Genomic DNA, 26,290 nt, shown 5'->3' on the forward strand with positions numbered 1-26,290 from the left:
AGAGCAATCTTGAATAATCGCCAATTGAGAATTACTTGCAGAAGCTAATGACTCCCGTATCTGTTGGCCATCCCCGTATTCTGGCGATTGAAGACGACCTTGTGTTGGGTGCTTATGTCCATGAGCACCTGGGGCGCTGTGGTTTTCAAGTGACTTGGTGCCAGAACGGCAGTGAGGGGCTGGCGATTGCCCGGCAGCAGGCCTTTGACCTGGTGCTGATGGATATTCTCCTGCCGGGCATGGATGGCCTGGCGGTGCTGACTCGTTTGCGCGAAAGCCATTCGATCCCGGTGATCATGATGTCGGCATTGGGCGCCGAGGCGGACCGCATCAGTGGTTTTCGGCTGGGGGCCGACGACTATCTGCCCAAACCTTTCAGCATGGCCGAGTTGCGGGTGCGCATCGAAGCCATCCTGCGCCGGGTCGCGCTGGATCGCCGACAGACTCCGGCGCCGCTCGACAACGATAGCCAAAGCCTGCGCTTCGACGATGAAGGGTGCGATGTCCACTACGCCGGGCAATGGGCCGGTTTAACCCGCAGCGAGTATCGGCTGCTGGAGACCTTGAACCGCAATGGCGATGAAGTGTTGAGCAAGGCCTTCCTTTATCAGCATGTCCTGCAACGCGGTTACGCCCCCCACGACCGCAGCCTGGATATGCATATCAGTCAGATCCGCCGCAAGCTCAAGGCTATCGGCTACAGCGAGCGTGAAGTGCGCACGGTCTGGGGCAAGGGTTATGTGCTGAGTGCGATCGATGAAATGGTCTGATCTGCCAGGCAGGCACTCGCTGTTCTGGAAGCTGGCTTTGTTGCTGGTGGCGTTCTGTCTGCTGATGATCTGGCTGAGCTGGTCCTGGGGTCGGTACATGGAGAAGAAGAATCTGTTCTTGTCCGATGAAGCCCGGATCACCCTCAGCAGTTACGCCGCCGAAGCCGAGCAGGCCTGGGTACAAGGCGAGGGTGCCGGCGTCGATGCCTGGTTGCAGGCCATGGGTGAGCGTGAACGCAATTGGGTCGGGATCATCGGCCACGATCTGCAATCGCTCGGCAGCTACCCGCTGAATGAAGCGCAGAGCCAGCGCCTGACCTTTCTGCGGGACCTGGATTGGCCGATGAGCCGGCGTACCCGGGGTTTGCCCTGGTTGAAAATTCCATTCCCCAACGATCCTGCCGCCGGCAGCCTGGTGATCGAACTGCCGCAGCGTTTTATGCCCGGACGTTACCGGGTGTTCTGGCGGGTGGTGACCAATGGGGTGATTCCCGGATTGTTTACACTGCTGCTGTGCGTCGGTTTGTATCGTTTGCTGGTAGTGCCCTTGAATAATTTACGCGAACAGGCCAACGTCTGGCGCGCCGATCAACTGGGCGCACGCCTGTCGACCCAGACCACCAGTCGCTCCGATGAGTTGGGTGAGCTGGGTCGGGCTTTCGATCAGATGTCCGAACGGCTGCAAAGCACCGTGGCGTTGCAGCAACAATTGCTTCGGGACCTGTCTCACGAACTGCGTACGCCCTTGAGCCGATTGCGCGTGGCCAGTGAAAGTGAGCAGAGCCTGGAGCAACTGCGTGAACGCCTGGGGCGGGAAGTCGACGGTATGCAGCGGCTGGTGGAAGACACCCTGCAACTGGCCTGGCTCGACACCGAACGCGCACCGCTGGCCCAAGAGGAGATCCAGGTCCAGGCGCTATGGGAAATGCTCACGGAAAACGCCTGTTTCGAAAGCGGCTGGCCGGCGACCCAGTTGCAATGTTCACTGGATGATTCCTGCTGGGTGCGCGGCCATCTGAACACCTTGGCCCAGGCCCTGGAAAACATCCTGCGCAATGCCATCCGTCATTCTCCGGCGGGTGGCATCGTGCACCTCGACGGTCGTCGGCAAGGAGCTTATTGGCACCTGTGGCTGGAAGACCAGGGCGGCGGCGTGGCCGAGGAAGAACTGGAGCGGATTTTCGCGCCGTTCACCCGACTCGATGGCTCGCGTCCCGGCGACGGTGGGTTCGGCCTGGGCCTGAGCATCGCGCGCAACGCGGTGCAGCGCCAGGGTGGCAGCTTGTGGGCGGAAAATACCGGGCAGGGGTTGCGGTTGAATATGCGGTTGTTGGCGCAGTGATCAGGCGCACACCACGTCGCGCGTAGGAGCTGCCGCAGGCTGCGATCTTTTGATCTTGCTTCACCCTACAATTTACCTGCTTATACCTATAAGCCATAAGCACCGCACTTTGCGTGATATGGACTCCAGTCGTTTGTCGGTATGATAGTCGCCCCGGCAGTCTGGATTGCGAATACGCCATGACCTTGCAGTACCCAACCATCGCCGATTGCGTCGGCAACACTCCGCTGGTCCGTTTACAGCGCCTGCCCGGCGACACCAGCAACACCCTGCTGCTCAAGCTCGAGGGTAATAACCCGGCGGGTTCGGTCAAGGACCGGCCGGCGCTGTCGATGATCACCCGTGCCGAATTGCGCGGGCAGATTCATCCCGGCGACACGCTGATCGAAGCGACCTCGGGTAACACCGGGATCGCCCTGGCGATGGCCGCGGCGATCAAGGGCTACAAGATGATCCTGATCATGCCCGGCAACTCCAGCGCCGAGCGCAAGGCGGCGATGACCGCCTATGGCGCCGAGCTGATTCTGGTCACCCAGGAAGAAGGCATGGAAGGTGCGCGCGACCTCGCGGAAACAATGCAGGCCCAAGGCCGCGGCAAGGTGCTCGACCAGTTCGCCAACGGTGACAACCCCGAGGCGCACTACACCGGCACCGGCCCGGAAATCTGGCGCCAGACCGAAGGCAGCATCACCCATTTCATCAGCTCCATGGGCACCACCGGCACCATCATGGGCGTTTCGCGCTACCTGAAGGAGCAGAACCCGCAGGTGCAGATCGTCGGCCTGCAACCGATGGAGGGCTCGGCCATTCCCGGCATCCGCCGCTGGCCGCAGGAATACCTGCCGAAGATCTATCAGGCCGATCGGGTCGACCGGATCGTCGACATGGCCCAAAGCGAAGCCGAGGACGTGACCCGTCGTCTGGCCCGCGAAGAGGGTATTTTCTGTGGCGTGTCCTCCGGTGGCGCGGTGGCAGCGATGCTGCGTCTGTCCCGGGAAGTCGAAAACGCGGTAATGGTCGCGATCATCTGTGACCGTGGCGACCGTTACCTGTCGACCGGCATTTTCGACGCGCCCAACTGATGGCCAAGCAAGAGAGAGGCCTGCGCTTCCAACCGACTGGCGGCAGCCGGGCCCCGCAAGTGCCCATCGGTAAAAAACAGCGCTTGACCATCGAACGACTGGCCAACGATGGCCGTGGCATTGCCTTCCTTGAAGGGCGTACCTGGTTCGTCTCCGGCGCCCTGGCTGGTGAAGAGGTCGAAGCGCGGGTCCTGGGTGCTCACGCTAAAGTCGTCGAGGCACGCACCGAACGGGTGTTGCTGGCCAGTGAGCTGCGCCGTCCGGCACCTTGCGCCCATGCCGGGCGCTGTGGCGGTTGCAGCGTGCAGCATCTGCCCCATGCCGAACAGCTTGCGCTGAAACAGCGCATGCTCGCCGAGCAGTTGTCGCGGGTTGCCCATGTCGAGCCCGAAGAGTGGGCCGCGCCTTTGAGCGGGCCCGAGTTCGGTTACCGGCGTCGCGCCCGGGTGGCAGTACGCTGGGATGCCAAGGCGAAAAAACTCGAGGTGGGTTTCCGTGCGGCAGGCAGCCAGGACATCGTCGGCATCAATGATTGTCCGGTGCTGGTAGAGCCCTTGCAGCCAATCATCAAGCGCTTGCCGGAAATGCTGCGACGTCTGAGCAAGCCCCAGGCATTGGGGCATGTCGAATTGTTCAGGGGGTCATCCAGCGCAGTTTTGCTGCGGCACATGGCGCCGCTGTCAGTAGCTGACTTGACCATACTCAAGGAATTCTGCGCTTTCCACGAGGCCCAATTGTGGCTGCATGGCGAAGACGGGCCGCAACCGGTCGAGCCGGATCAGCAACTGGGCTATCGTCTGGAGACGTGGGATTTGCATCTGGCCTATCGGCCGGGAGATTTCATCCAGGTCAACGCCGGAGTCAATGAAGCGATGGTCGCCCAGGCACTGGAGTGGTTGGCACCGAAGGCTGAGGATCGGGTGCTTGATTTGTTCTGCGGGCTGGGCAACTTCGCGCTGCCGCTGGCACGTTCGGTCAAGGAAGTAGTAGCGGTGGAAGGCGTGGCGACCATGGTCGAACGCGCCACCGAAAATGCGGCCAGCAATAATCTGCATAACGCGAAGTTTTTTCAGGCCGATTTATCCCAGCCTTTGGCCGATGCCGAATGGGCCGGGGAGGGCTTTTCTGCGGTACTCTTGGACCCACCCCGTGACGGTGCTTTCGAGGTGGTGCGCAAGCTCGCAACCCTGGGTGCCAAACGGTTGGTTTATGTGTCGTGCAACCCGGCAACCCTGGCGCGCGACACAGCTGAATTGATCAGGCAGGGCTACCGGTTAAAACGTGCCGGGATCCTCGATATGTTTCCTCAGACGGCACATGTCGAGGCCATGGCGTTATTTGAAGCGAACTAGGATGGTTCTGGTCCGACTGGCCCGCTGATGCATGACCCTCGCCAGCCCAGCGAGGGAACATCGGCAACAAAGGTCAGCGATTTTGACGCATTGAATGTGCGTCGTAGGGAAGGTAAGCAAGATGGTACAGGTGAGAGCACACCAGCCGATCAACACCGACGGCAGTATCAATCTCGAGGCATGGCTCGATCATGCGGTCAGTGTCGATCTGGCGCTGGACCGCGAAGCCTTGAAAGAAGCCTGCGAGTTCGCTCGCGAGGCCGAGCAGCAAGACAATGCGGCGAAGAATCTCTGGGCCGAGGGCATGTCGAGTTTTCGTACGGGTCTTGAGATCGCGGAAATTCTCGCCGACCTCAAGCTCGATCAGGATTCGCTGGTGGCCGCGGTGCTGTACCGCGGAGTCCGTGAAGGTCAGATCCAGCTATCGGTGGTCAGCCAGCGTTTCGGTCCGGTGGTGGCCAAGCTGATCGACGGCGTGCTGCGCATGGCGGCGATCAGCGCCAGTCTGAGCCCGCGCCAGTCGTTGGTACTGGGCAGCCAGGGTCAGGTGGAAAACCTGCGCAAGATGTTGGTGGCGATGGTCGATGACGTGCGTGTCGCGTTGATCAAACTGGCCGAGCGTACCTGTGCGATTCGTGCGGTGAAAACCGCCGATGACGAAAAGCGCAACCGGGTCGCGCGGGAAGTCTTCGACATCTACGCGCCCTTGGCTCACCGTCTCGGGATCGGGCATATCAAGTGGGAGCTGGAGGACTTGTCCTTCCGTTACCTGGAGCCCGATCAGTACAAGCAGATTGCCAAGTTGCTGCACGAACGTCGCCTTGATCGCGAGCGGTTCATCACCGATGTGATGAACCAATTGCAGAGCGAGTTGCAGGCCACTGGCGTCGATGCCGACATCAGCGGCCGGGCCAAACACATCTATTCGATCTGGCGCAAAATGCAGCGCAAGGGTCTGGAATTCAGCCAGATCTACGACGTGCGCGCGGTGCGGGTGCTGGTGCCGGAAATGCGCGACTGCTACACCGCGCTGGGCATCGTCCATACCTTGTGGCGGCACATCCCGAAAGAATTCGACGACTACATCGCCAACCCTAAAGAAAACGGCTACCGCTCATTGCATACGGCGGTCATCGGTCCTGAAGGCAAGGTGCTGGAAGTACAGATCCGCACCCATGCGATGCACGAAGAGGCCGAGCTGGGCGTTTGCGCCCACTGGCGCTACAAGGGCACCGACGTCAAAGCTGGTTCCAATCACTACGAAGAGAAAATCTCCTGGCTGCGTCAGGTACTCGAGTGGCATGAAGAACTGGGGGATATCGGTGGTCTTGCCGAACAGCTGCGGGTCGATATCGAACCGGACCGGGTCTACATCTTCACCCCGGACGGCCACGCCATCGACTTGCCCAAAGGCGCGACACCGCTGGACTTCGCTTACCGCGTGCACACCGAAATCGGTCACAACTGCCGCGGCGCCAAGATCAACGGGCGCATCGTTCCGCTCAACTACAGCCTGCAAACCGGTGAGCAGGTCGAGATCATCACCAGTAAGCACGGCACGCCGAGTCGCGACTGGCTGAACCCGAACCTGGGTTACATCACCACCTCGCGGGCCCGGGCAAAGATTGTTCACTGGTTCAAATTACAGGCGCGCGATCAGAACGTCGCGGCCGGTAAAACCTTGCTCGAACGCGAACTCAGCCGCCTCGGTCTGCCAGCGGTGGACTTCGACAAGCTGGCCGATAAGGCCAACATGAAGACTGCCGAGGACATGTACGCCGCCCTTGGTGCCGGTGATTTGCGTCTGGCGCAACTGGTCAACCTGGCGCAACAACTGGTCGAGCCGGAACGCGGCAACGAACAGCTGGAACTGATTCCGCGCAAGGCCACCGGTTACAAGCCCGGTAAACGCGGCGATATCCAGATCCAGGGCGTCGGCAACCTGATGACCCAGATGGCCGGCTGCTGCCAGCCGCTGCCGGGGGATGCGATCGTCGGTTACATCACCCAGGGCCGAGGGGTCAGCATCCACCGTCAGGACTGCGCGTCAGTATTGCAGTTGGGCGGCCGTGAGCCGGAGCGGATTATCCAGGTCAGTTGGGGCCCGGTGCCGGTGCTGACCTATCCGGTCGACATCATCATCCGCGCCTACGACCGATCCGGTTTGCTGCGTGACGTCTCGCAAGTGCTGCTCAACGAGCGGATCAATGTACTGGCGGTCAACACCCGCTCGAACAAGGAAGACAACACCGCGTTGATGTCGTTGACCATCGAGATTCCGGGGCTGGATGCGTTGGGGCGGTTGTTGGGGCGTATTTCCCAATTGCCGAACATCATTGAAACCCGGCGCAACAGAACGCCTTGAAATGCGATCCCTGTAGGAGCTGCCGCAGGCTGCGATCTTTTGATCTGGCTTTTGCGGCGCTCCAGAAAAGATTGCAGCCTGCGGCAGCTCCTACGGGGCGCGTTTCAACGAGAGTGATTGATGTATAGCCTTGAAGACTTGTTGCACCTGATGAGCTGTCTGCGGGATCCGCAGTACGGTTGTCCGTGGGATCTCAAACAGACTTACCAAACCATCGTCCCCCATACCCTGGAGGAGGCCTACGAGGTCGCTGACGCCATCGAGCGCGGTGACTTCGATCACCTGCAGGGCGAACTGGGCGATTTGCTGTTTCAGGTGGTTTATTACAGCCAGCTGGCCCGGGAAGAAGGGCGCTTCGAATTCGACGGCGTGGTCGATAGCATCACCCGCAAATTGATTCGGCGTCATCCTCATGTGTTCCCGACCGGCGATCTGCATGCGTCGCTGGATATCCCCCGTCTGGATGAAGAACAGGTCAAACAGCGCTGGGAGGAAATCAAGGCTGAAGAACGGGCCGAGAAATCCGCGGCGCCGCAACAGCTGTCCTTGCTCGACGATGTACCTGCGGCGTTGCCGGCGCTGTCCCGTTCGGCGAAGTTGCAGAAGCGCGCAGGGCAGGTCGGTTTCGACTGGCCGGACGCCTTGCCGGTGCTGGACAAGGTCCGCGAAGAACTCGATGAAGTGCTCGAAGCCATGGCCGATAACGACTCGGCGGCTATCGCCGATGAGGTCGGTGATCTGCTGTTTTCCGTGGTCAATCTGGCCCGGCACCTCAAGGTCGATCCGGAAACTGCTTTGCGCAGTGCCAACAGCAAATTCGAGCGACGCTTCCGATTTATCGAACAGGCATTGCGCGACACCCACCGTCCCATAGAAGATTGCACCCTAGAAGAGTTGGACGCCTTGTGGGGCGAAGCCAAACGCCAGGAAAAGAATTTGCCCAGCTGCGGCTGAGCCGTTGCCTAAGTGAGTAAGTACATGAGCCTTTCCCTTCGCGACCAGTTGCTCAAAGCAGGGCTGGTCAACCAAAAGCAGGCCAAACAGGTCGGCAAAGAAAAACAGAAACAACAGCGCCTGGTCCACAAGGGCCAGATTGAACAGGACGATACCCAGCAGCGACTGGCCCAGGAAGCCCTGGCCGAAAAGGTCAAGCGCGACCAGGAGCTCAATCGTCAGCAACAGGAAAAGGTCGAGCACAAAGCCCGTGCCGCGCAGATCAAGCAATTGATCGAAGCCACGCGCCTGCCGAAGCTGACCACCGAGGACTACTACAACTTCGTCGACGACAAAAAGGTCAAGCGCCTGTCGGTGAATACGCTGATGCGCAACAAGCTCAGCAACGGTTCGCTGGCCATCGTTCATCATGGTGGCGGCTACGAAGTGATCCCCCGTGAGGCCGCGCTGAAGATCCAGGAGCGCGATCCGCAACGCATTGTGCAGCTCAATATTGTCACCGAGGCGCCGGATGAAGATGATCCGTACGCGGCTTATCAGATCCCGGATGATTTGATGTGGTGATGAGTTAGAAGTGACACACCCCGCTCAAAAGGCGGGGTTTGTCGTGTTGCAGCTCTCGTGGGAAAGGCAATCCCAACGTGCAGATACTTTTCTTACAGCGCTTGGTCAGGAGCGGTGCTCCAGATCAGCAAGCCGAAGATGCTGATATTGATCAACCACAGGAACAAAAATATCGAATGCATCCTGATCCACGCTCTGCGATAGAGCGCAATGGCGACGGCTGTCTGGACTAGCAAAAAAGACGCGCCGCCTGGAGGGATAGCCATGATGTAGGTATAGGGCTCAAAGACGCCTAATTTGAGATAGATATAGAGCTCAGCCACATTGAAGGGGAAAACGAGGACGCAGGCGGTACATAAAATGACCGAGATCTGCCAGTTTCTACTTGAGTCCTTCAATCTTTAACCTCTCGGCCAATTGACGTCGCCGAAGCTCCCCCTGTTCGCCTGCGACTCCATAGAAGAAATGCCCTTGGCCGGAGCCTGATAGCTGCGACTCCATCATTTGTTCGCTCAAGCTGGGCAGGCTCGCGATTAATTCTGCATCGGACATTCCGGCAAAAATCCTGTCATCTTTGTTGGTCAAATCGATGACAAGTACACGCTTTATTCCTCTGGTTCCTTTCAGTTCACTTAGAAAATCTTGCGATATCGGAGATCCGATGAGCACCAGGTTGTCAATAATCTCTCCTTTTTCAGCATAGAAAAGGGCGGTCTGTGCAGCAACAAGAGATCCCCATGAATACCCAATCAAGTTGAACTGGCCGTTTTTCGGCAGAGGTCGGCTGATGCCAACCGCCTGAAGGCTCCAGTCCGTGCTGATTTTGAATGGACCTGTGGCTGTAAAGCCAGAGATTGAGCGGGCAGGGTAGCGGTATTTCATCACCGCCGCTGCGTCGACAAAAATGCCTTCGGTTAGTTTTCCAGCAATGGCTCCATCAATGCCGACGGATACCAGTTTTTCTATTTGGCTTGATATGTAATCCCCCTCCATGCCTGCGCCCCCCAAATAGACGGTTAAACCTTCTTTAGGTAGCAAACGTCCGATGGTGAGAGGAGCCGGCGGCGGGGTGTACGGTTGTCCTGAGTCTGGCGGAGTCGTTCTAGCGCCACCAAAGATGACTCCTTGATGTGTGCTTTCCGTTGAGAGCGCCTTTGGGAATAAGGGGCTGAACGGTCTATCCAGGACCACATACCAACGTTGAGACTCAAGAATTCGCTGTATTTCTCGGCGACAGAGGGTGTACCCGATTTTGTATTCAGCAGCGAACTCCGAAATTCCCCAAAGGCGATCAAATCCTGTCCTTTGCAGTGCATCCTGAATTACCCAAACTGCAAAAAATGGAGATTCGACTTTATGTTTTTCCCAGCTTTTTAGCTGACTGTATTTGACTAATTTGTTCATGGTTGTATTTGTGGTCCCTTACATTTTGTCCTTGGTGTTCAGGTCGTTCTTGGTTATTTCTTCTTTAATTCGAAGCCTGGGGGCACGCGTGGGCAGCCTGTGTGTCTCTTTCCCCGCTGGCGATAAACTAAGTGCTTCTCCTCTTTTGCTCGCTCTTTGGCCGTGCTTGAGGCAGTTGGAATGGGGGTATTTTGCTGTGATCGACCCCGTTGGGGCTGTAGTACGTTGCCGTGTTTTTTGAGGGGAGTGTCTTTTTTCGGATTGTTGACGATTAGGCAAGCGATGATGAGGGGAGGGCTGATCGATTGTTCACTCTGCGTGGGAACGATCAACAGACAAAAAAAAGCCCCGCAATCGCGAGGCTTTTTTTCAGTGCGGATCAGCTGCCTTTGACAGTCTTGCCGTTGACGTCGCCGTTCAGGAGCATGATGTTGTACTCCTTGCCGTCGGTCTCGACCTGTTGCAGGCGCACCAGCAGGTAATCCCAGTCCTTGGCGAACCACATCACGGTGATGCGTTTGCTTTGAGTCGGGTCGCGTACGCGTTCGACCTTGATCGCCTCGATCTGGCCGGCCTTGGTGTCGACTTTTTCGGAGCCCAGCACACGGAAGTCGTAAGTATCGACATCGCCGCCATCAACCACCTGGTAGCTCATGCTTTTCTTGCCAGCGGCTACGTCATGCTGCAAGGCAAGCTGATAGGTGGATTTGTCGACCATGCCGCGATTCAAAGGCAATTTAACGGGGTCGCCGCGATCGGTGCCAGTGACCATTTTGGTCGACCAGTCGAAATCCAGGTCGGCCTTCTTGGCTTTACCCAGGCCGCCGCGCTCGAAGTGATACGACTGCGGCAGCAGGGTGTCCTTGTCCAGCGTCAGCGTACTTTCTTCGGTCAAGCTGGCGATCATCATGGATGCCTTGAAACTCATGGTCCATGAGCCGTCGGCATTTTTTTTCAGGCTGCGTTCTGCCGTGCCGCTCATAGGAAGTTGCTTCCAGTCGGCGGTATAGCTGGCGGAGAAAGGTTGAAGTTCTGCTGCCTGCACAACGGGCAGAGCAAACAGAGCGCAAGCGAAGAGCAGGGCGCGACGCATAAAATCTCCTAGTTTAGAATCAAGTGGCCGCTGGCCGCCAGTAACTCACCATCCAGTAAAGCACCCTGTTCGCCAAGCGCTAACCGGCCTTCGGCAAACCAGCGTACGGCCATCGGGTAAATCCGGTGTTCCTGGACATGGACTCGCTGCGCCAGACTTTGCGGCGAGTCGTCTAACTCTACCGGGATCACTGCCTGTACGACCAGTGGTCCACCATCGAGTTCCTCAGTCACGAAGTGCACGCTGCAGCCGTGCTCGGTGTCTGCGGCCTCCAGCGCTCGCTGATGAGTGTGTAACCCTTTGTATTTGGGTAACAGCGAAGGATGGATATTGAGCAGGCGACCCTGGTAGTGACGCACGAAATCAGCGCTGAGAATGCGCATGAATCCGGCCAGAACCACCAGCTTGGGTTCGAAGGCGTCGATCAGTTCGATCAAGGCGGCATCGAAGGCCTCGCGACCTTCGAAAGCCTTGTGATCGAGGGTGCGGGTTTCGATACCCGCATCTCGGGCGCGTTGCAGGCCATAGGCATCGGCGCGGTTGGAGATCACCGCGCGGATGCGAGCCGGGTTGTCCCCGGCCTGGCTGGCGTCGATCAGCGCCTGCAAGTTGCTGCCGGTGCCGGACAGCAGCACCACTACATTACAGGTTGCTTGCATCCGTTCTTGCATCCGCTCTTGCATCAATGCGCCTTGAGGTTTTTCAGCTCGACCTGGGCTGCGCCTTCGGCGGCAGTCGCGATCTGGCCGATGACCCATGGCTGCTCGCCGGCTTCACGCAGAACGTTCAGGGCAATTTCAACGTGCTCCTGAGCCACGCAGATGACCATGCCCACGCCGCAGTTCAGCACGCGGTGCATTTCCACTTCTTCAACGTTGCCTTTCTCTTGCAGCCAATCGAACACAGCCGGGCGCTGCCAGCTGGCGACGTCAACCACGGCCTGAGCGCCTTTTGGCAGCACCCGCGGGATATTGTCGAGCAGACCGCCACCGGTGATGTGGGCCATGGCCTTGACTGCGCCGGTGTCCTTGATCAGCTTGAGCAGCGGCTTCACGTAGATACGGGTCGGGGCCATCAGCAGGTCGGTCAGCGGCTTGCCGTCGAGCTGGATGTTCTCGATGTCGGCACCGGACACTTCGATGATCTTGCGGATCAGCGAGTAACCGTTGGAGTGCGGACCGGAAGAAGGCAGCGCGAGCAGGGCATCGCCGGCGGCGACTTTCGAACCGTCGATGATTTCGGATTTTTCCACGACGCCGACACAAAAACCGGCCAGATCGTAGTCTTCGCCTTCGTACATGCCAGGCATTTCAGCAGTTTCGCCGCCGACCAGGGAGCAGCCGGACAGTTCGCAGCCTGCACCGATGCCGGTCACGACCTGGGTCGCGGTCTCGACATTCAGTTTGCCGGTGGCGTAGTAGTCGAGGAAGAACAGCGGCTCTGCGCCACAGACCACCAGATCGTTGACGCACATGGCAACCAGGTCGATGCCGATGCTGTCGTGCTTGTTCAGGTTCAGCGCCAGACGCAGCTTGGTGCCGACGCCGTCGGTGCCGGAGACCAGAACCGGTTGCTTGTAGCCGGCCGGGATTTCGCAGAGGGCGCCGAAACCGCCCAGGCCGCCCATGACTTCCGGGCGCGCAGTGCGCTTGGCGACGCTCTTGATGCGTTCGACCAATGCTTCACCGGCGTCGATGTCTACACCGGCGTCCTTGTAGCTCAGGGAGGGTTGCTTGCTCATGATCCAGGCCTTTAGGGGGGATTCAGGGGTAACGACCGAGTCCAGTGGGACCCACTGAAACAGGCGAGGGCATTTGCCGACGCGAATTTCCGGGTGCCCGACTGTTGCCGGTCTGCGAAGGCGCGCGATTTTATCAGGCTTGAGGGGCAGCGGCCATCCTCGGGCCGACGGGCAGGGACATATCACGTTAAAAAAAGCCGTTATTACACATGATGGTCGCCTCTTTCGTGGCTGTATAAGGTATAGACGTTAACCAGCTATGGTTATGATTGTTCGAAAACTTACCGAGGTCCCGTGAATGTTTTGCCAGGCGTTGTGGTCACAGCCTTGCCCGATTCTGTTCATGCGGCCTGTTCCAGCCGCTTTTTGCCGTCAGGAATACTCCATGCGTCTGTGTAAATATCTAGTTGTGGGCTGTTTGTCTTTTTTCAGCCTGGCGAGTCATGCCGAAACCCTCAATGGTTTGTATCGAGTGCGCGAGCCGGTCAGCAATCAGACCCCGCAAGAGCGCGATCAAGCCACGCAACGCGCTCTGGACACCTTGGTGCTGCGGCTGACCGGCGATGCCAAGGCCGCGCAAAACCCGGGGCTGGCGGCTATTCGCCAGGATCCGCAGCAGATCATCAGCCGTTACGGCTATGACGCCGGGCCACCGGAAAGCCTGCAGGTGGATTTCGATCCGGCCAGCACTGATCGCGCCTTGCGCCAGGCCGGGTTGGCGTTGTGGGGCAGCAATCGCCCGTCGATTCTGAGTTGGTGGCTCAATGATTCCGCTGAGGGTTCGAGCCTGGTCGGCGATGGCCAGGCCAGCGCCGCGCCGTTGCGTCGTGCAGCCCAGCACCGCGGCTTGCCGTTGCGTCTGCCGTTGGCTGATTTGAATGAACAGATTGTCGCCACTGCGCCGAATCTTGAAGGAACCGACCCTGCCCCGCTGCGCGCGGCTTCGCAACGCTACGCCGCCGACGCCTTGCTGGCGGTGCATGCCCATGAGGAAGAGGGCGGGCAGTGGCAAGCCAAATGGCGTCTGTGGCTGGGTGATCAGCGCGAACAGGGCACTGTGCAGGGCGCCGACACCGCGGCTCTCGCCGATGCGGTGCTGCTGGCTGTCAGTCAAAAACTGGCGCCCCGCTTCGTCGCCAAGGCCGGAGCCTCCACCGAGCAGCTGCTGGAAGTGCAGGGCATGACCCTGGAGCGGTACGCGGCACTCGGGCAACTGCTTGAGCCATTTCGCGCGAAACTGCTGCGCGTCGAGGGCGACCGGATTATCTATCGGGTCACTGGCAGCGCCGAACAATTGCGCGCGCAGTTGGGGCTGGCGAAGCTGCAAGAGGTTCCTGCCGGGCCGGTGACGCCGCCGGTGCCTGCTCAGCCAGCGGTCGACGGCGCGGCGCCGGTTGTTGCGCCGACACCGACCGCGCAATTGCATTTCCGTTGGTAAGTTGTTCTTTCCTTATATAGAAGCTGGAGCGGTTCATGGCTGATACGCGTCGTTGGGTGTGGTTGGGTGGGGTGATCCTGCTGTTCGCCTTTGTGTACCTGTTGCATCCGATCCTCACACCGTTCCTGGTGGCGCTGCTGTTGGCCTATCTGTTCGACCCGCTGGTGGATCGCCTGGAGGCGCTCGGTCTCTCGCGAGCCTGGGGCGTGGTGGCGGTGTTCGCGCTGTTCAGCGTGATCGTCATGACACTGTTGCTGGTGCTGGTGCCGATGCTGGCCAAGCAACTGTTGCGCTTGTATGAACTGTTGCCGCAAATGCTCGACTGGTTGCAGCACACGGCCATGCCGTGGGCGCAATCGAAGCTGGGGCTTGCCGATGGTTTCTGGAAGTTCGACAAGATCAAGGCGGCCATCACCGAGCATATGGGCCAGACCACCGACATTGTCGGCATAGTGCTGAGCCAGGCGACCGCTTCCGGTCTGGCCTTGATCGCTTTGCTGGCCAACCTGGTATTGATCCCGGTGGTCAGTTTCTACCTGCTGCGGGACTGGGACCTGATGATGGCGAAGATCCGCGGCCTGCTGCCTCGCGATCGTGAAGAGCGCGCGGTGATATTGGCCGGCGAGTGCCATGAGGTGCTCGGGGCCTTTGTCCGTGGCCAGTTGCTGGTGATGGTCGCCCTGGGCGTGATCTATTCTGCCGGCTTGATGCTGGTCGGGCTTGAACTGGGGCTGTTGATCGGGATGATTGCCGGCCTGGCGGCGATCGTGCCGTACATGGGCTTCGTCATTGGCATCGGCGCGGCCCTGCTGGCTGGCCTGTTCCAGTTTGGCGGCGACCTGTATCCCTTGATCGGCATCGTCGCGGTGTTCATGGTCGGTCAGGCGCTGGAAGGCATGGTCCTGACCCCGTTGCTGGTGGGGGACCGGATCGGTCTGCACCCGGTGGCGGTGATCTTCGCCATTCTGGCGGGCGGTGAGCTGTTTGGCTTTACCGGGATCCTGCTGGCCTTGCCGGTGGCCGCGGTAATCATGGTGCTGGTGCGTCATGTGCACGATTTGTACAAGGATTCGGGTATGTACAGCGGAGCGGAAGACTCAATAAGGCCTTCTGATGTGCTGCCAAAGGCCGCCCGGGGCAATGCAGAACTAGCCTTGGGCGTCCCCGGGACTGTCACAAGCACCGTCAAACAAACCCCACCGATTCCTCCGGGTTAACGCAAACCTTTGATTTTGCTTATGGTCTGCTGCATTGTGCGCCCGGCGTCACGGGTATAAACTTTGCACACTTTACACAGAGGCCACTAACGGTTCCTTTGGAACTGTTCAGTCAGCATGAAACCGATTCAGCTGCCCCTAGGTGTGCGTCTGCGTGATGACGCCACCTTTATCAACTACTACCCAGGCGCCAATGCCGCTGCACTCGGCTATGTCGAGCGGCTTTGCGAAGCCGACGCCGGCTGGACCGAAAGCCTGATCTACCTCTGGGGCAAGGACGGCGTCGGGCGTACGCATTTGCTGCAAGCCGCTTGCCTGCGGTTCGAGCAGATGGGCGAACCGGCGGTGTACCTGCCATTGGCTGAACTGCTGTATCGCGGTATTGAAATTCTCGACAACCTCGAGCAATACGAACTGGTCTGCCTGGATGATCTGCAGGCGGTGGCGGGGCGGGCGGACTGGGAAGAAGCGCTGTTCCATCTGTTCAATCGTTTGCGCGACAGCGGTCGGCGTTTGCTGATTGCCGCTTCGACTTCGCCACGGGAGCTGCCGGTGAAGTTGGCGGATTTGAAATCACGCCTGACCCTGGCGCTGATTTTCCAGATGCGTCCGCTCTCCGATGAAGACAAACTGCGTGCCCTGCAACTGCGTGCTTCACGTCGCGGTCTGCACCTGACCGATGAGGTCGGACACTTTATCCTGACTCGCGGTACCCGCAGCATGAGCGCCTTGTTCGAACTGCTGGAGCGTCTCGATCAGGCTTCGTTGCAGGCGCAACGCAAGTTGACCATTCCCTTCCTGAAAGAAACCCTCGGCTGGTAAATGGCCCGGTAAACCGCGCTTTGCAGCATTTTTTGGCGCTTTTCAGGCGCCAGAAAACCTGCTCCGAGGCTGGGTCCAGGGTGCGCAAGCGTCTATATGGGGCTTAAGGCCTTAGATGCAAACGACAAACAGAAAAGTCACATTCCCCTCGATTGAATTTGCAAATGAGCATGATAGAAGGCATAGTCGCGGCTCTTCAAAACTATCAGCCACGGTTGTGCCCATGCTAAAGCGCTTCGCACCCCTCGTGCCTCTCGCACTCGTTACCCTGTTGTTTGGTTGCGCTGCGCACTCTCCAGTGCCCCTGCAAGAGCCACAACAACAGGTTAAAAACTCTGTTACTGCACAGTCCTCCACTGTTTACCTGGAAGATCTGGCGACTGAAAAAGAACTGGCCGTATTCGACGATAACAAGCCTTATCAGCTACCGGTCCTGGCCGATAGCATCCTCGAACGTGGCATGTCCCTGATCGGTACCCGTTATCGTTTCGGCGGCACCTCCGAGGCAGGCTTCGATTGCAGTGGCTTCATCGGTTATCTGTTTCGTGAAGAGGCGGGCATGAACTTGCCGCGTTCCACTCGCGAAATGATCAACGTGGACGCTCCGCTGGTCGCTCGCAACAACCTCAAGCCCGGTGATCTGCTGTTCTTCAGCACCAATGGCCGTGGCCGCGTCAGCCACGCCGGGATCTACCTGGGTGATGACCAGTTCATCCACTCCAGCAGCCGCCGTAGCGGTGGTGTTCGAGTCGACAAACTGGGCGATAGCTACTGGAGCAAGACCTTCATCGAAGCCAAGCGAGCCCTCGCCATGGCGCCGACTATAATGACCGCTCACAAGTAAGCGTACTTTTAGTAAGGCGAACTTAAAGTCTTACTTGAAGTTTGCCGCGTAGCCGCTAGAATCCTGAATCTATGGTTGATGGCAAACCGCCTACGTTCTGCGTAGGCGGTTTTCTTTTCAGCCTCACGGCAGAGAAAGCCGCATCCAGATCAGGATTGTTCTGCACATGTCGACGTCGGCCCGCCTTGCGCTTCTCGTTTTCGCGGCACTGCTCAGTGCTTGCGCCAGCCGTACTCCGCCACCTGCGCCGGTGATCCGGGCACCTGTTTTCGCCCCCTCCCAAGCATTCTCGCCAGTGGCTGAAGATGTGCTGTTCCAAGCGTTGGGCCTGGTCGGTACACCTTATCGCTGGGGCGGCAATACGCCGGATTCGGGTTTCGATTGCAGTGGTCTGATCGGTTACGTTTATCGTGACGCCGCTGGCATCACTCTGCCGCGTACGACTCGCGAAATGATCGGTATGCGTGCGCAGGATGTCGACCAGAATGCACTGCAGACCGGCGACCTGATATTTTTCGCCACCAATGGCGGCTCGCAAGTCAGTCATGCCGGGATTTATGTCGGCGAAGGCCGATTTGTTCATGCGCCTGCCACCGGCGGAACGGTGAAGCTCGATACCCTGTCCAAAGCCTATTGGCAGAAAGCCTATCTCAGCGCCAAGCGGGTGTTGCAGCCGGAGCGTCTGGCGCGTAACCCTTAGGTCGCACCTTTGCAGAGGTTGTCATGACCGCTCGCACCCTCAATCTCGACGACTCCCTCTACAGCTACCTGCTGGATGTTTCCCTGCGCGAAACGCCACTGTTGCGCCGTTTGCGTGATGAAACCCAGGCACTGCCCATGGCCCGCTGGCAGGTGGCGCCCGAGCAGGGCCAGTTTCTCGCCTTGTTGGTCAAATTGACCGGCGCCCGGCGCTTGCTGGAAGTCGGCACCTTCACCGGTTACAGCGCCTTGTGCATGGCCGCCGCCTTGCCGGATGACGGCAGTCTGATCTGCTGCGATATCCCCGGTGATTACAACGCCACCGCTCGCCGGTACTGGCAGGAGGCGGGCCTGGCACAACGGATTGACTTGCGCCTGGCGCCGGCGCTGGAAACCCTGGAGCAGCTCGAGCAGCAAAGGCAGGGCGCAAGTTTCGATCTGATCTTCATCGATGCCGACAAGGCCAACTATCCGGCCTATCTGGAAAGCGCCTTGCGTCTGCTGCGAAGCGGCGGGCTGGCGATTTTCGATAACACGCTGTGGAGCGGGCGAGTGCTCGAGGTCAATCCCGAGAGTGAAGACACCCGAGCCATCCAGGCCCTGAACCGCGCCTTGAAGGATGACCCGCGGGTAGATTTGTCTTTGCTGCCGCTGGGCGATGGTTTGACGCTGTGCCGTAAGCGGTAGGCATGGATCGCACCACCACGCTTCTTTGGCGTAGAGGAGATCGATAAAGATCGCAGCCTTCGGCAGCTCCTACGGGGCCGCCGACACCCGCCAGATCTTGTTCCCCACATCATCCGCCACCAGCAATCCTCCTTGCCGATCAATCACCACCCCCACTGGTCGGCCCATGGCTTTCTCGTCTGCAGTGAGGAAGCCGGTCAGCACGTCAATCGGTTGGCCGCTGGGTTTGCCGGCGCTGAACGGCACGAAGATTACTTTGTAGCCGCTATGGGGCTTGCGGTTCCAGGAGCCGTGCTGGCCGATGAATGCGCCTTGGGTGAACGGCGCTGGCAGCTTGCTGCCTTCGGCGAAGGTCAGGCCCAATGATGCGGTGTGCGGGCCGACGGCGTAGTCCGGAGCGATGGCTTTGGCCACCAGTGCCGGATCTTGCGGAGTGACGCGTACGTCGACGTGCTGGCCGTAGTAACTGAAGGGCCAGCCATAGAAGGCGCCGTCCTTGACCGAAGTAATGTAGTCCGGCACCAGGTCGCTGCCGATTTCGTCGCGTTCGTTGACGGCGGTCCAGAGTTGCCCGCTCTGTGGTTCCCAGGCCAGGCCGTTGGGGTTGCGCAGGCCTGAGGCGAAAATCCGATGCTGACCGGTGGCGCGGTCGACTTCCCAGATCGCTGCGCGACCTTGTTCCTGCTCCAGACCGTTCTCACCGACGTTGCTGTTGGAACCGACGGTAACGTAGAGCTTGCTGCCATCGTTGCTGGCAATCACGTTCTTGGTCCAGTGGTGATTCAGGGTGCCGCCGGGCAGGTCGACCACCTTGGTTGGCTGCGCAGTGATCGAGGTTTGCCCGCTTTGGTAAGGGAAGCGCACCAGGCGGTCGGTGTCCGCCACGTACAGATCATTGCCCACCAGGGTCATGCCGAACGGCGAGTTGAGGTTCTCGAGGAATACTGTGCGGGTTTCGGCGATGCCATCATGGTCCTTGTCCCGCAGCAGGGTGATCCGGTTCGGGCTCGGGACGGTGGCACCGGCGCGGCCCATGACCTTGCCCATGACCCAGCCCAAAATGCCTTTGCCATCGTCGGGCTTGGGCGGCGAGTTGGTTTCGGCCACCAGCACATCACCGTTGGGCAATACGTAAAGCCAGCGCGGATGATCAAGCCCTTCGGCAAACGCCGCTACCTGAGTGCCACCCGCGGCGGTCGGTCTGGCACCTTCAGGCCAGCCGATGGCCGGGGCGATGTTCATCGTGGGGATCAGGGTTTTGTTCGGTTCCGGCAGCTTCGGCGACGGCCCGGTGCCATCGGAAACCTGCAGGGTGGCGGTTTCACTACAGGCTGCAAGCCCGCCAGTGAGCACGATGACAAGGGCAAGTTGGGCCTTGAGCATGCTGATCTCCCTATGAATGCACTGATGTATTCATAGAGACGCGTAACTGCCGGTTGGTTCAACCTGTCAGCCGCGTGCCGCTTTTTGAACAGTACGGCAATGCCAGGGTGATAGTTGCCCGGGTTTAATTGACGCTCCACCCCCAACCCTCTAACCTTCGCGACTTGTTTCAGGTGCTCTGTGACCCCGGTCGACAGAGTGAAACAGGGAAGCCGGTGAGTGCGCGTTCTGGTACAGAGCGGGCAGCGATCCCGGCGCTGCCCCCGCAACGGTAAATGAGTCAAGACTGTGCTTGGTGCCACTGTGTCGCGAGTCGACCCGGGAAGGCGCGCAGTCGGGGATTACACCCACTCATGAGCCCGGAGACCGGCCTGATCCATCCAACGGCATCACGGTGGGCGATGCCAGGCTTAATGCCGTCTATTTTTATTCCTGCCCCCCGTTATCCATTTCCAACGGAGAGCTGCTCCATGACTGATTCCCCCGATCGTGACGAACGCCATCTGGCACGCATGCTGCGCAAAAAAGCGGTAATCGACGAACGTATCGCCAACTCGCCGAACGAGTGCGGATTGCTGCTGGTCCTGACCGGCAACGGCAAAGGCAAGAGCAGCTCCGCCTTCGGCATGCTCGCCCGGGCCATGGGCCACGGCATGCAATGCGGCGTGGTGCAGTTCATCAAGGGTCGCAACAGCACCGGTGAGGAGCTGTTCTTTCGACGATTCCCCGAGCAAGTACGCTTTCACGTCATGGGCGAAGGCTTCACCTGGGAAACCCAGGACCGCCAGCGTGACATCGCCGCGGCCGAAGCGGCCTGGGCCGTCTCCCGTGAATTGTTGCGTGATCCGGCCATTGGCCTGGTGGTGCTCGATGAGCTGAATATTGCCCTCAAGCACGGTTATCTGGACCTGGACCAGGTGCTCAGCGACTTGCAGGCTCGCCCGCCGATGCAGCATGTACTGGTCACGGGTCGCGGCGCCAAACCCGAAATGATCGACCTGGCCGACACGGTCACCGAAATGGGCGTGCTCAAACATGCGTTCCAGGCCGGGATCAAAGCGCAAAAAGGCATCGAGCTGTGAGTATTCAAGCATGAGGGATGTACGTCATTGCCCGGCGGTATTGATCGCCGCACCGGCTTCCGGTCAGGGCAAGACCACCGTGACCGCCGCTCTGGCCCGCTTGCATCGCAATCAGGGACGCAAGGTTCGGGTGTTCAAGTGCGGTCCGGATTTTCTCGACCCGATGATTCTCGAACGCGCCAGCGGTGCGCCGGTGTATCAACTGGATATGTGGATGGTCGGCGAACAGGAAAGCCGTCGACTGCTGTGGGAAGCGGCGGGCGAAGCAGACCTGATCCTGATCGAAGGGGTCATGGGCCTGTTCGACGGCACACCGTCGAGCGCCGATCTGGCGCGGCACTTTGGCGTCCCGGTGCTTGCAGTGATCGACGGCACGGCCATGGCCCAGACCTTCGGCGCCCTGGCCCTGGGCCTGGCGCGTTATCAGCCGGACCTACCGTTTGCCGGCGTGCTGGCCAATCGCGTAGGCACCTTGCGTCACGCGCAATTGCTCGAAGGCAGCCTGACCGAAGGCCTGCGCTGGTATGGCGCGTTGTCCCGGGAAACCGGGATCGAACTGCCGAGCCGACACCTGGGCCTGGTGCAGGCCAGCGAGCTGAATGATCTGGACCTGCGCCTGGACGCGGCGGCCGAAGCCTTGGCCAGCAGTTGCGAAGTAGCGCTGCCGCCAGCGGTCGAATTTGCCGCGCCTGAGGTGGTTGTCGCCGAACCGCTGCTGGCCGGTGTACGGATTGCCGTGGCCCGCGATGAAGCCTTTGCGTTCACCTATGGCGCGAGCCTGGACTTGTTGCAGGCGATGGGCGCCGAGTTGCTGTTCTTCTCGCCGATCCATGACCGCGAACTGCCCGAGGCTGACAGCTTGTACCTGCCGGGCGGCTACCCGGAATTGCATCATGTCGCGCTGGCGGAAAACGCCACGATGCTGGCCGCGATCCGCGCCCACCACGCGGCCGGCAAGCCGCTGCTGGCCGAGTGTGGCGGCATGTTGTATCTGCTCGATTCGCTGACCGATGTCGAGGGCTTGCGTGCTGAACTGGCGGGGTTGCTGGCGGGTGATGCGGTGATGCAAAAGCGTCTGGCGGCGCTGGCCTTGCAGGCGGTTGAGCTGCCCGAGGGTTCGCTGCGCGGCCATACCTATCACCACTCGTTGACCAGCACGGCGCTGGAGCCGATTGCCCGTGGCCTGAGTCCCAATGGTGGGCGTGGAGCCGAAGCGGTGTATCGCGAGGGGCGGATGACCGCCTCTTATGTGCACTTTTATTTCCCTTCCAATCCATCGGCGGTGGCCGCGCTTTTTGCGCCCGGCCCGCAAACCGCTATCGCGAGCAAGCTCGCTCCTACAGGGGATGCACGATCTAATGTGGGAGCGGGCTTGCTCGCGAAGAGGCCATGACTGACAACGCATTTTCTTCGGACGAACGCGCGGCGGTCTACCGAGTCATCGGCGAGCGCCGCGACATGCGCCATTTCAGCGGCGGCACGGTCGAGCCTGAACTGCTCCGGCGCCTGCTCGAAGCCGCCCATCAAGCCCCCAGCGTTGGCTTGATGCAGCCATGGCGGTTTATCCGCATCAGTGATCGCCCGTTGCGCGGCAAGATCCAGCAACTGGTGGAAGAGGAGCGGGTGCGCACCGCCGAGGCACTGGGCGAACGTTCCGACGAGTTCATGAAGTTGAAAGTCGAAGGCATCAACGACTGCGCCGAAGTGCTGGTCGCGGCGCTGATGGATGATCGCGAGCGGCATATTTTCGGCCGCCGAACGTTGCCGGAAATGGACATGGCGTCCTTGTCCTGCGCCATTCAAAACCTCTGGCTGGCGTCCCGCGCCGAAGGCCTGGGCATGGGCTGGGTGTCGTTGTTCGAGCCCCAGGCACTGGCCGATCTGCTGGGTCTGCCGGCCGGGGCCAAACCGCTGGCGGTGTTGTGCCTGGGGCCAGTAAAGGAATTTTATCCGGCGCCGATGCTGGTGCTCGAAGGCTGGGCGCAGCCGCGTCCGCTGAGTGATTTGCTGTATGAGAATTATTGGGGAGTGAGTCAATGAGTGTGGCGTTATTGAGTGTCGCCGCGGTTGCGCTGGATGCGCTGCTGGGCGAACCCAAACGCTGGCATCCGCTGGTGGCGTTCGGCGGGTTTGCCGATCGCATCGAGCAACGTTTCAACTCCGGCGGGCGTGGCTGGCGCAGCCATGGCGTCACCGCCTGGGTGCTGGCGGTGTTGCCGCTGACGCTGTTGGTGACCGCCTTTTCCTGGCTACCCTATATCGGCTGGCTGGTGGAAATCCTCGCGCTGTATTGCGCCCTTGGTCTGCGCAGCCTTGGCGAGCATGTCGAGCCGGTCGCCCAAGCCCTGCGCAGCGATGACCTGGACGAAGCGCGGCGGCGAGTGGGCTATCTGGTCAGCCGTCAGACCAGTGAGCTTGATACAACGGAGGTCGCTCGGGCCGCCACCGAATCGGTGCTGGAGAACGGTAGCGACGCGGTGTTTGCCGCCTTGTTCTGGTTTGCCATCGCCGGCGCTCCGGGGGTGGTGCTCTATCGCCTGAGCAATACCCTGGACGCGATGTGGGGCTATCGTAATGAACGCTTCGAACGATTCGGCTGGGCGGCGGCGAAGATCGACGATGTGCTCAACTATATTCCTGCGCGCCTGGTGGCCCTGACCTACGCGCTACTGGGCAAGACCCGCCTGGCACTCAAATGCTGGCGGACCCAGGGGCCGACCTGGGACAGCCCCAACGCCGGTCCGGTGATGGCGGCGGGGGCGGGTGCCCTGGGCGTCGAGTTGGGCGGGGCGGCGATTTATCACGGTGAACTGCACCAGCGTCCGCAACTGGGCGAGGGTGTATCGGCCGATGCCGACTCCATCGACCGTGGCTGGCAACTGGTGCAGCGCGGCGTGTGGTTATGGCTGCTGATTCTCTGCGTGGGGGCTGAGTTCTATGCTTGAGCACGGTGGGCGGTTGCGTAAGGCGGCGTTGCAATACGGCATTGCCGAAGCCGATTGGCTGGACCTGTCCAGCGGCCTCGCGCCCTGGCCGTTTCCGGTACCGGAGATTCCCTTGCGCGCCTGGGCTCGCTTGCCGGAAACCGATGATGGTCTCGAGCAAGCCGCCTGCGACTACTACGGCGCCACTCAAGTACTGCCGGTGCCGGGTTCGCAAGCGGCGATCCAGTTGCTGCCGCGATTGCGTCGCACCGGCAAGGTCGGCGTACTCTCGCCCTGTTACGCCGAGCATGCCGAGGCTTGGCGGCGCGGCGGCTACGTGGTGCGGGAAGTGTTGGAACAGGAAGTCGAGTTCTTTCTCGACACCCTCGACGTGCTGGTGGTGGTCAACCCGAATAACCCGACCGGCCTGAGCCTGACCCCGGAGCGCTTGCTCGACTGGCATGCGCGGCTGGCGCAGCGTGGTGGCTGGCTGGTGGTCGATGAAGCGTTCATGGACAACACACCACACCTGAGCCTGGCCGCACATGCCCACCAGGTCGGGCTGATCGTTTTACGTTCGTTCGGCAAGTTTTTCGGCCTGGCGGGGGTACGTCTGGGGTTCGTGCTGGCTGAGCACAAACTGTTGAAGTTGCTCGCCGAACAACTCGGGCCGTGGGCGGTCAGCGGCCCGACCCGGGTGTTGGGCCAGGTATGTCTGCGCGACACTGTGGGCCAGGTCCGTCAACGTCTGCGCAGCGAAGAGGCCAGCCAGCGTTTGGCACAGGTGCTTGAGCGCCATGGCTTTAAGCCACAGGGTGGCTGCGCGCTGTTTCAATGGTTGATCACTGGGCACGCCGAGCAATTACATGAATTCATGGCCCGGCGCGGCATTCTGCTGCGCCTGTTCACTCTTAACAGCAGCCTGCGATTCGGCTTGCCGGCCGATGAAGCAGATTGGCTGCGCCTCGAACAAGCCTTCCAGGCCTATACCCAGGAACAAGCGCCATGACCACGCTGATGGTGCAAGGCACCACCTCGGATGCCGGTAAAAGTACCCTGGTCACCGCGCTGTGCCGCTGGCTGATCCGTCAGGGCGTCAGTGTCGTGCCGTTCAAGCCACAGAACATGGCGCTCAACAGCGCGGTGACTGCGGACGGCGGTGAAATCGGTCGTGCCCAGGCGGTGCAGGCCCAGGCCGCCAATCTCCAGCCGCACACCGACATGAACCCGGTCTTGCTCAAACCCAACAGCGATACCGGCGCCCAGGTAATCATTCATGGTCGCGCGGTGATCAGCATGAACGCCGTGGCCTATCACGACTACAAGCCTATCGCCATGCGGGCGGTGTTGGCCTCCCATCAACGGTTGAGTGCTGTTTATCCGGTGGTGATGGTCGAAGGCGCGGGCTCGCCGGCCGAGATCAATCTGCGCGCCGGAGACATCGCCAACATGGGCTTTGCCGAAGCGGTGGACTGCCCGGTATTGTTGATCGCCGATATCAATCGCGGCGGGGTCTTTGCCCATCTGGTGGGTACCCTGGAGTTGCTCTCGGCCAGTGAGCAGGCGCGGGTCAAAGGCTTCATCATCAACCGTTTTCGCGGCGACATTGCCTTGCTGCAGCCAGGTCTCGACTGGCTCGAGGCACGCACCGGCAAGCCGGTGATCGGCGTGTTGCCCTATGTCATGGACCTGCATCTGGAAGCCGAAGACGGTATCGATCAGCGTCAGACCGATAAGGCCGAGCAGGTACTGAAGGTGGTAGTGCCGGTCTTGCCGCGCATCAGCAACCACACTGATTTCGATCCGCTGCGCCTGCACCCGCAAGTCGATCTGCAATTCGTCGGCCCCGGTCAACCGATTCCAGCGGCTGACCTGATCATTCTGCCCGGCTCGAAAAGCGTACGCAGCGACCTCGCGTTCCTGCGCGCCAATGGCTGGGATACGGCCATCGCCCGGCATCTGCGTTACGGCGGCAAGTTGCTGGGGATCTGCGGTGGTTTGCAGATGCTCGGCGAGCAGCTGCATGACCCGCTGGGCCTCGAAGGCGCGCCGGGTTCGAGTGCCGGTCTGGGCTTGTTGGCCTTTGCCACGGTTCTCGAAGAAGAGAAACAATTGCGCAATGTCCAGGGCCGTCTGACCCTGGAAGACGCACTGGTCAGTGGTTATGAAATCCATGCCGGGGTCACCAGTGGTGCCGCGCTGGAGCGGGCTGCGGTGCATCTGGACGACGGTCGCTGCGACGGAGCGCAAAGTGCGGATGGGCAGATTTTCGGCACCTACCTGCATGGTCTGTTTGAATCGCCGCCGGCCTGTAGTGCGCTATTGCGCTGGGCTGGATTGCAGGACGTGCAGGAAGTGGACTACCACGCTCTGCGCGAGCGCGACATCGAGCGCCTGGCCGACATGGTGGAGAAGCATCTGGATACCGGGCTTTTGCGGGAACTTTGTGGGATTTAGGGTGAATGTTATGGCCCTATCGCGAGCAAGCCCGCTCCCACATTTGATCTGTGTCAGGCACGCACTTTCT

General features: G+C 60.2%; 24 protein-coding genes, 1 pseudogene and 1 riboswitch. Of the genes and pseudogenes, 19 read left to right on the forward strand and 6 right to left on the reverse strand.

Going from position 1 to position 26,290, the window contains the following annotated elements:
- Positions 1-47: 47 nt before the first annotated feature.
- The 7 genes from ACA064_RS06960 to ACA064_RS06990 all read left to right on the forward strand — a co-directional run bounded on the left by ACA064_RS06960 (position 48) and on the right by ACA064_RS06990 (position 8,429).
- A complete protein-coding gene (locus ACA064_RS06960) occupies positions 48-770 on the forward strand; it encodes a response regulator transcription factor (protein WP_497672716.1) in 723 nt (240 codons plus the stop codon).
- On the forward strand, positions 757-2,112 hold the full coding sequence (locus ACA064_RS06965) for a HAMP domain-containing sensor histidine kinase (protein WP_497672717.1): 1,356 nt from the start codon (positions 757-759) through the stop codon (positions 2,110-2,112). Before ACA064_RS06960 ends, ACA064_RS06965 begins: the two co-directional genes overlap by 14 nt.
- 179 nt (positions 2,113-2,291) lie before the next feature.
- Positions 2,292-3,194: a cysteine synthase CysM gene (gene cysM / locus ACA064_RS06970; RefSeq protein WP_497672718.1), complete on the forward strand. Its 903-nt coding sequence runs from the start codon at positions 2,292-2,294 to the stop codon at positions 3,192-3,194.
- Entirely contained in the window at positions 3,194-4,546 is a 1,353-nt protein-coding gene (rlmD, locus tag ACA064_RS06975; protein WP_497672719.1) for a 23S rRNA (uracil(1939)-C(5))-methyltransferase RlmD, read from the forward strand. Before cysM ends, rlmD begins: the two co-directional genes overlap by 1 nt.
- A gap of 121 nt (positions 4,547-4,667) precedes the next feature.
- Positions 4,668-6,911 carry a GTP diphosphokinase gene (relA, locus tag ACA064_RS06980; RefSeq protein ID WP_497672720.1) on the forward strand — a complete coding sequence of 748 codons (2,244 nt, stop codon included), beginning with the start codon at positions 4,668-4,670 and terminating at the stop codon, positions 6,909-6,911.
- Between the two features lie 120 nt (positions 6,912-7,031).
- Positions 7,032-7,865: a nucleoside triphosphate pyrophosphohydrolase gene (gene mazG, locus ACA064_RS06985; protein WP_497672721.1), complete on the forward strand. Its 834-nt coding sequence runs from the start codon at positions 7,032-7,034 to the stop codon at positions 7,863-7,865.
- Positions 7,866-7,889: 24 nt separating this feature from the next.
- Positions 7,890-8,429 (forward strand): DUF2058 domain-containing protein, encoded by a 540-nt coding sequence (locus ACA064_RS06990; protein WP_497672722.1) that lies wholly within the window; start codon positions 7,890-7,892, stop codon positions 8,427-8,429.
- A gap of 92 nt (positions 8,430-8,521) precedes the next feature.
- Here ACA064_RS06990 and ACA064_RS06995 read toward each other — a convergent pair whose 3' ends face one another.
- The 5 genes from ACA064_RS06995 to purM form a co-directional block, all read right to left on the reverse strand.
- Positions 8,522-8,827: a hypothetical protein gene (locus ACA064_RS06995; protein WP_497672723.1), complete on the reverse strand. Its 306-nt coding sequence runs from the start codon at positions 8,825-8,827 to the stop codon at positions 8,522-8,524.
- Entirely contained in the window at positions 8,811-9,833 is a 1,023-nt protein-coding gene (locus ACA064_RS07000) for a hypothetical protein (RefSeq protein WP_497672724.1), read from the reverse strand. The genes ACA064_RS06995 and ACA064_RS07000 overlap by 17 nt, the downstream gene beginning before the upstream one ends.
- A gap of 379 nt (positions 9,834-10,212) precedes the next feature.
- Positions 10,213-10,926: a DUF3108 domain-containing protein gene (locus tag ACA064_RS07005; RefSeq protein WP_497672725.1), complete on the reverse strand. Its 714-nt coding sequence runs from the start codon at positions 10,924-10,926 to the stop codon at positions 10,213-10,215.
- 8 nt (positions 10,927-10,934) lie between these two features.
- Positions 10,935-11,585, reverse strand: coding sequence for a phosphoribosylglycinamide formyltransferase (purN, locus tag ACA064_RS07010; RefSeq protein ID WP_497672726.1), 651 nt, complete (start codon positions 11,583-11,585; stop codon positions 10,935-10,937).
- Between the two features lie 23 nt (positions 11,586-11,608).
- Positions 11,609-12,667 (reverse strand): phosphoribosylformylglycinamidine cyclo-ligase, encoded by a 1,059-nt coding sequence (gene purM, locus ACA064_RS07015; RefSeq protein ID WP_497672727.1) that lies wholly within the window; start codon positions 12,665-12,667, stop codon positions 11,609-11,611.
- A 385-nt stretch (positions 12,668-13,052) separates the two neighbouring features.
- Between purM and ACA064_RS07020 the strand changes: the two genes are divergently transcribed.
- The 6 genes and pseudogenes from ACA064_RS07020 (at position 13,053) to ACA064_RS07045 (ending at position 18,374) form a co-directional block, all read left to right on the forward strand.
- Positions 13,053-14,105, forward strand: coding sequence for a DUF2066 domain-containing protein (locus ACA064_RS07020; protein WP_497672728.1), 1,053 nt, complete (start codon positions 13,053-13,055; stop codon positions 14,103-14,105).
- 35 nt (positions 14,106-14,140) lie between these two features.
- A pseudogene (locus ACA064_RS07025) lies at positions 14,141-15,202 on the forward strand (AI-2E family transporter); the annotation flags it as partial.
- Positions 15,203-15,439: 237 nt separating this feature from the next.
- Positions 15,440-16,144, forward strand: a complete 705-nt coding sequence (gene hda, locus ACA064_RS07030; protein WP_497672729.1) for a DnaA regulatory inactivator Hda — start codon at positions 15,440-15,442, stop codon at positions 16,142-16,144.
- 223 nt (positions 16,145-16,367) lie between these two features.
- Positions 16,368-16,988 (forward strand): C40 family peptidase, encoded by a 621-nt coding sequence (locus ACA064_RS07035; RefSeq protein ID WP_497672730.1) that lies wholly within the window; start codon positions 16,368-16,370, stop codon positions 16,986-16,988.
- Positions 16,989-17,154: 166 nt separating this feature from the next.
- Positions 17,155-17,688, forward strand: a complete 534-nt coding sequence (locus ACA064_RS07040; RefSeq protein WP_497672731.1) for a C40 family peptidase — start codon at positions 17,155-17,157, stop codon at positions 17,686-17,688.
- A 23-nt stretch (positions 17,689-17,711) separates the two neighbouring features.
- Positions 17,712-18,374, forward strand: coding sequence for a class I SAM-dependent methyltransferase (locus ACA064_RS07045; protein ID WP_497672732.1), 663 nt, complete (start codon positions 17,712-17,714; stop codon positions 18,372-18,374).
- 69 nt (positions 18,375-18,443) lie between these two features.
- Here the strand turns inward: ACA064_RS07045 and ACA064_RS07050 are convergent, their stop codons facing one another.
- Positions 18,444-19,757: a PQQ-dependent sugar dehydrogenase gene (locus tag ACA064_RS07050; RefSeq protein WP_497672733.1), complete on the reverse strand. Its 1,314-nt coding sequence runs from the start codon at positions 19,755-19,757 to the stop codon at positions 18,444-18,446.
- A gap of 154 nt (positions 19,758-19,911) precedes the next feature.
- Positions 19,912-20,146, forward strand: a riboswitch (cobalamin riboswitch).
- 81 nt (positions 20,147-20,227) lie between these two features.
- On the opposite strand from ACA064_RS07050, the gene cobO reads away from it, so the two are divergent.
- The 6 genes from cobO to ACA064_RS07080 are packed head-to-tail and all read left to right on the forward strand — an operon-like array spanning position 20,228 to position 26,220.
- Positions 20,228-20,839 carry a cob(I)yrinic acid a,c-diamide adenosyltransferase gene (cobO, locus tag ACA064_RS07055; protein WP_150640285.1) on the forward strand — a complete coding sequence of 204 codons (612 nt, stop codon included), beginning with the start codon at positions 20,228-20,230 and terminating at the stop codon, positions 20,837-20,839.
- Between the two features lie 10 nt (positions 20,840-20,849).
- Positions 20,850-22,232: a cobyrinic acid a,c-diamide synthase CobB gene (locus tag ACA064_RS07060; RefSeq protein WP_497672734.1), complete on the forward strand. Its 1,383-nt coding sequence runs from the start codon at positions 20,850-20,852 to the stop codon at positions 22,230-22,232.
- Positions 22,229-22,879, forward strand: coding sequence for a 5,6-dimethylbenzimidazole synthase (gene bluB, locus ACA064_RS07065; protein WP_497672735.1), 651 nt, complete (start codon positions 22,229-22,231; stop codon positions 22,877-22,879). The genes ACA064_RS07060 and bluB overlap by 4 nt, the downstream gene beginning before the upstream one ends.
- Positions 22,876-23,784 (forward strand): adenosylcobinamide-phosphate synthase CbiB, encoded by a 909-nt coding sequence (gene cbiB, locus ACA064_RS07070; RefSeq protein ID WP_497672736.1) that lies wholly within the window; start codon positions 22,876-22,878, stop codon positions 23,782-23,784. The genes bluB and cbiB overlap by 4 nt, the downstream gene beginning before the upstream one ends.
- On the forward strand, positions 23,777-24,772 hold the full coding sequence (gene cobD / locus ACA064_RS07075; protein ID WP_497672737.1) for a threonine-phosphate decarboxylase CobD: 996 nt from the start codon (positions 23,777-23,779) through the stop codon (positions 24,770-24,772). Before cbiB ends, cobD begins: the two co-directional genes overlap by 8 nt.
- On the forward strand, positions 24,769-26,220 hold the full coding sequence (locus ACA064_RS07080) for a cobyric acid synthase (RefSeq protein WP_497672738.1): 1,452 nt from the start codon (positions 24,769-24,771) through the stop codon (positions 26,218-26,220). The genes cobD and ACA064_RS07080 overlap by 4 nt, the downstream gene beginning before the upstream one ends.
- Positions 26,221-26,290 lie beyond the last annotated feature (70 nt).

The sequence above is a fragment of the Pseudomonas sp. LBUM1658 genome, assembly GCF_059716055.1.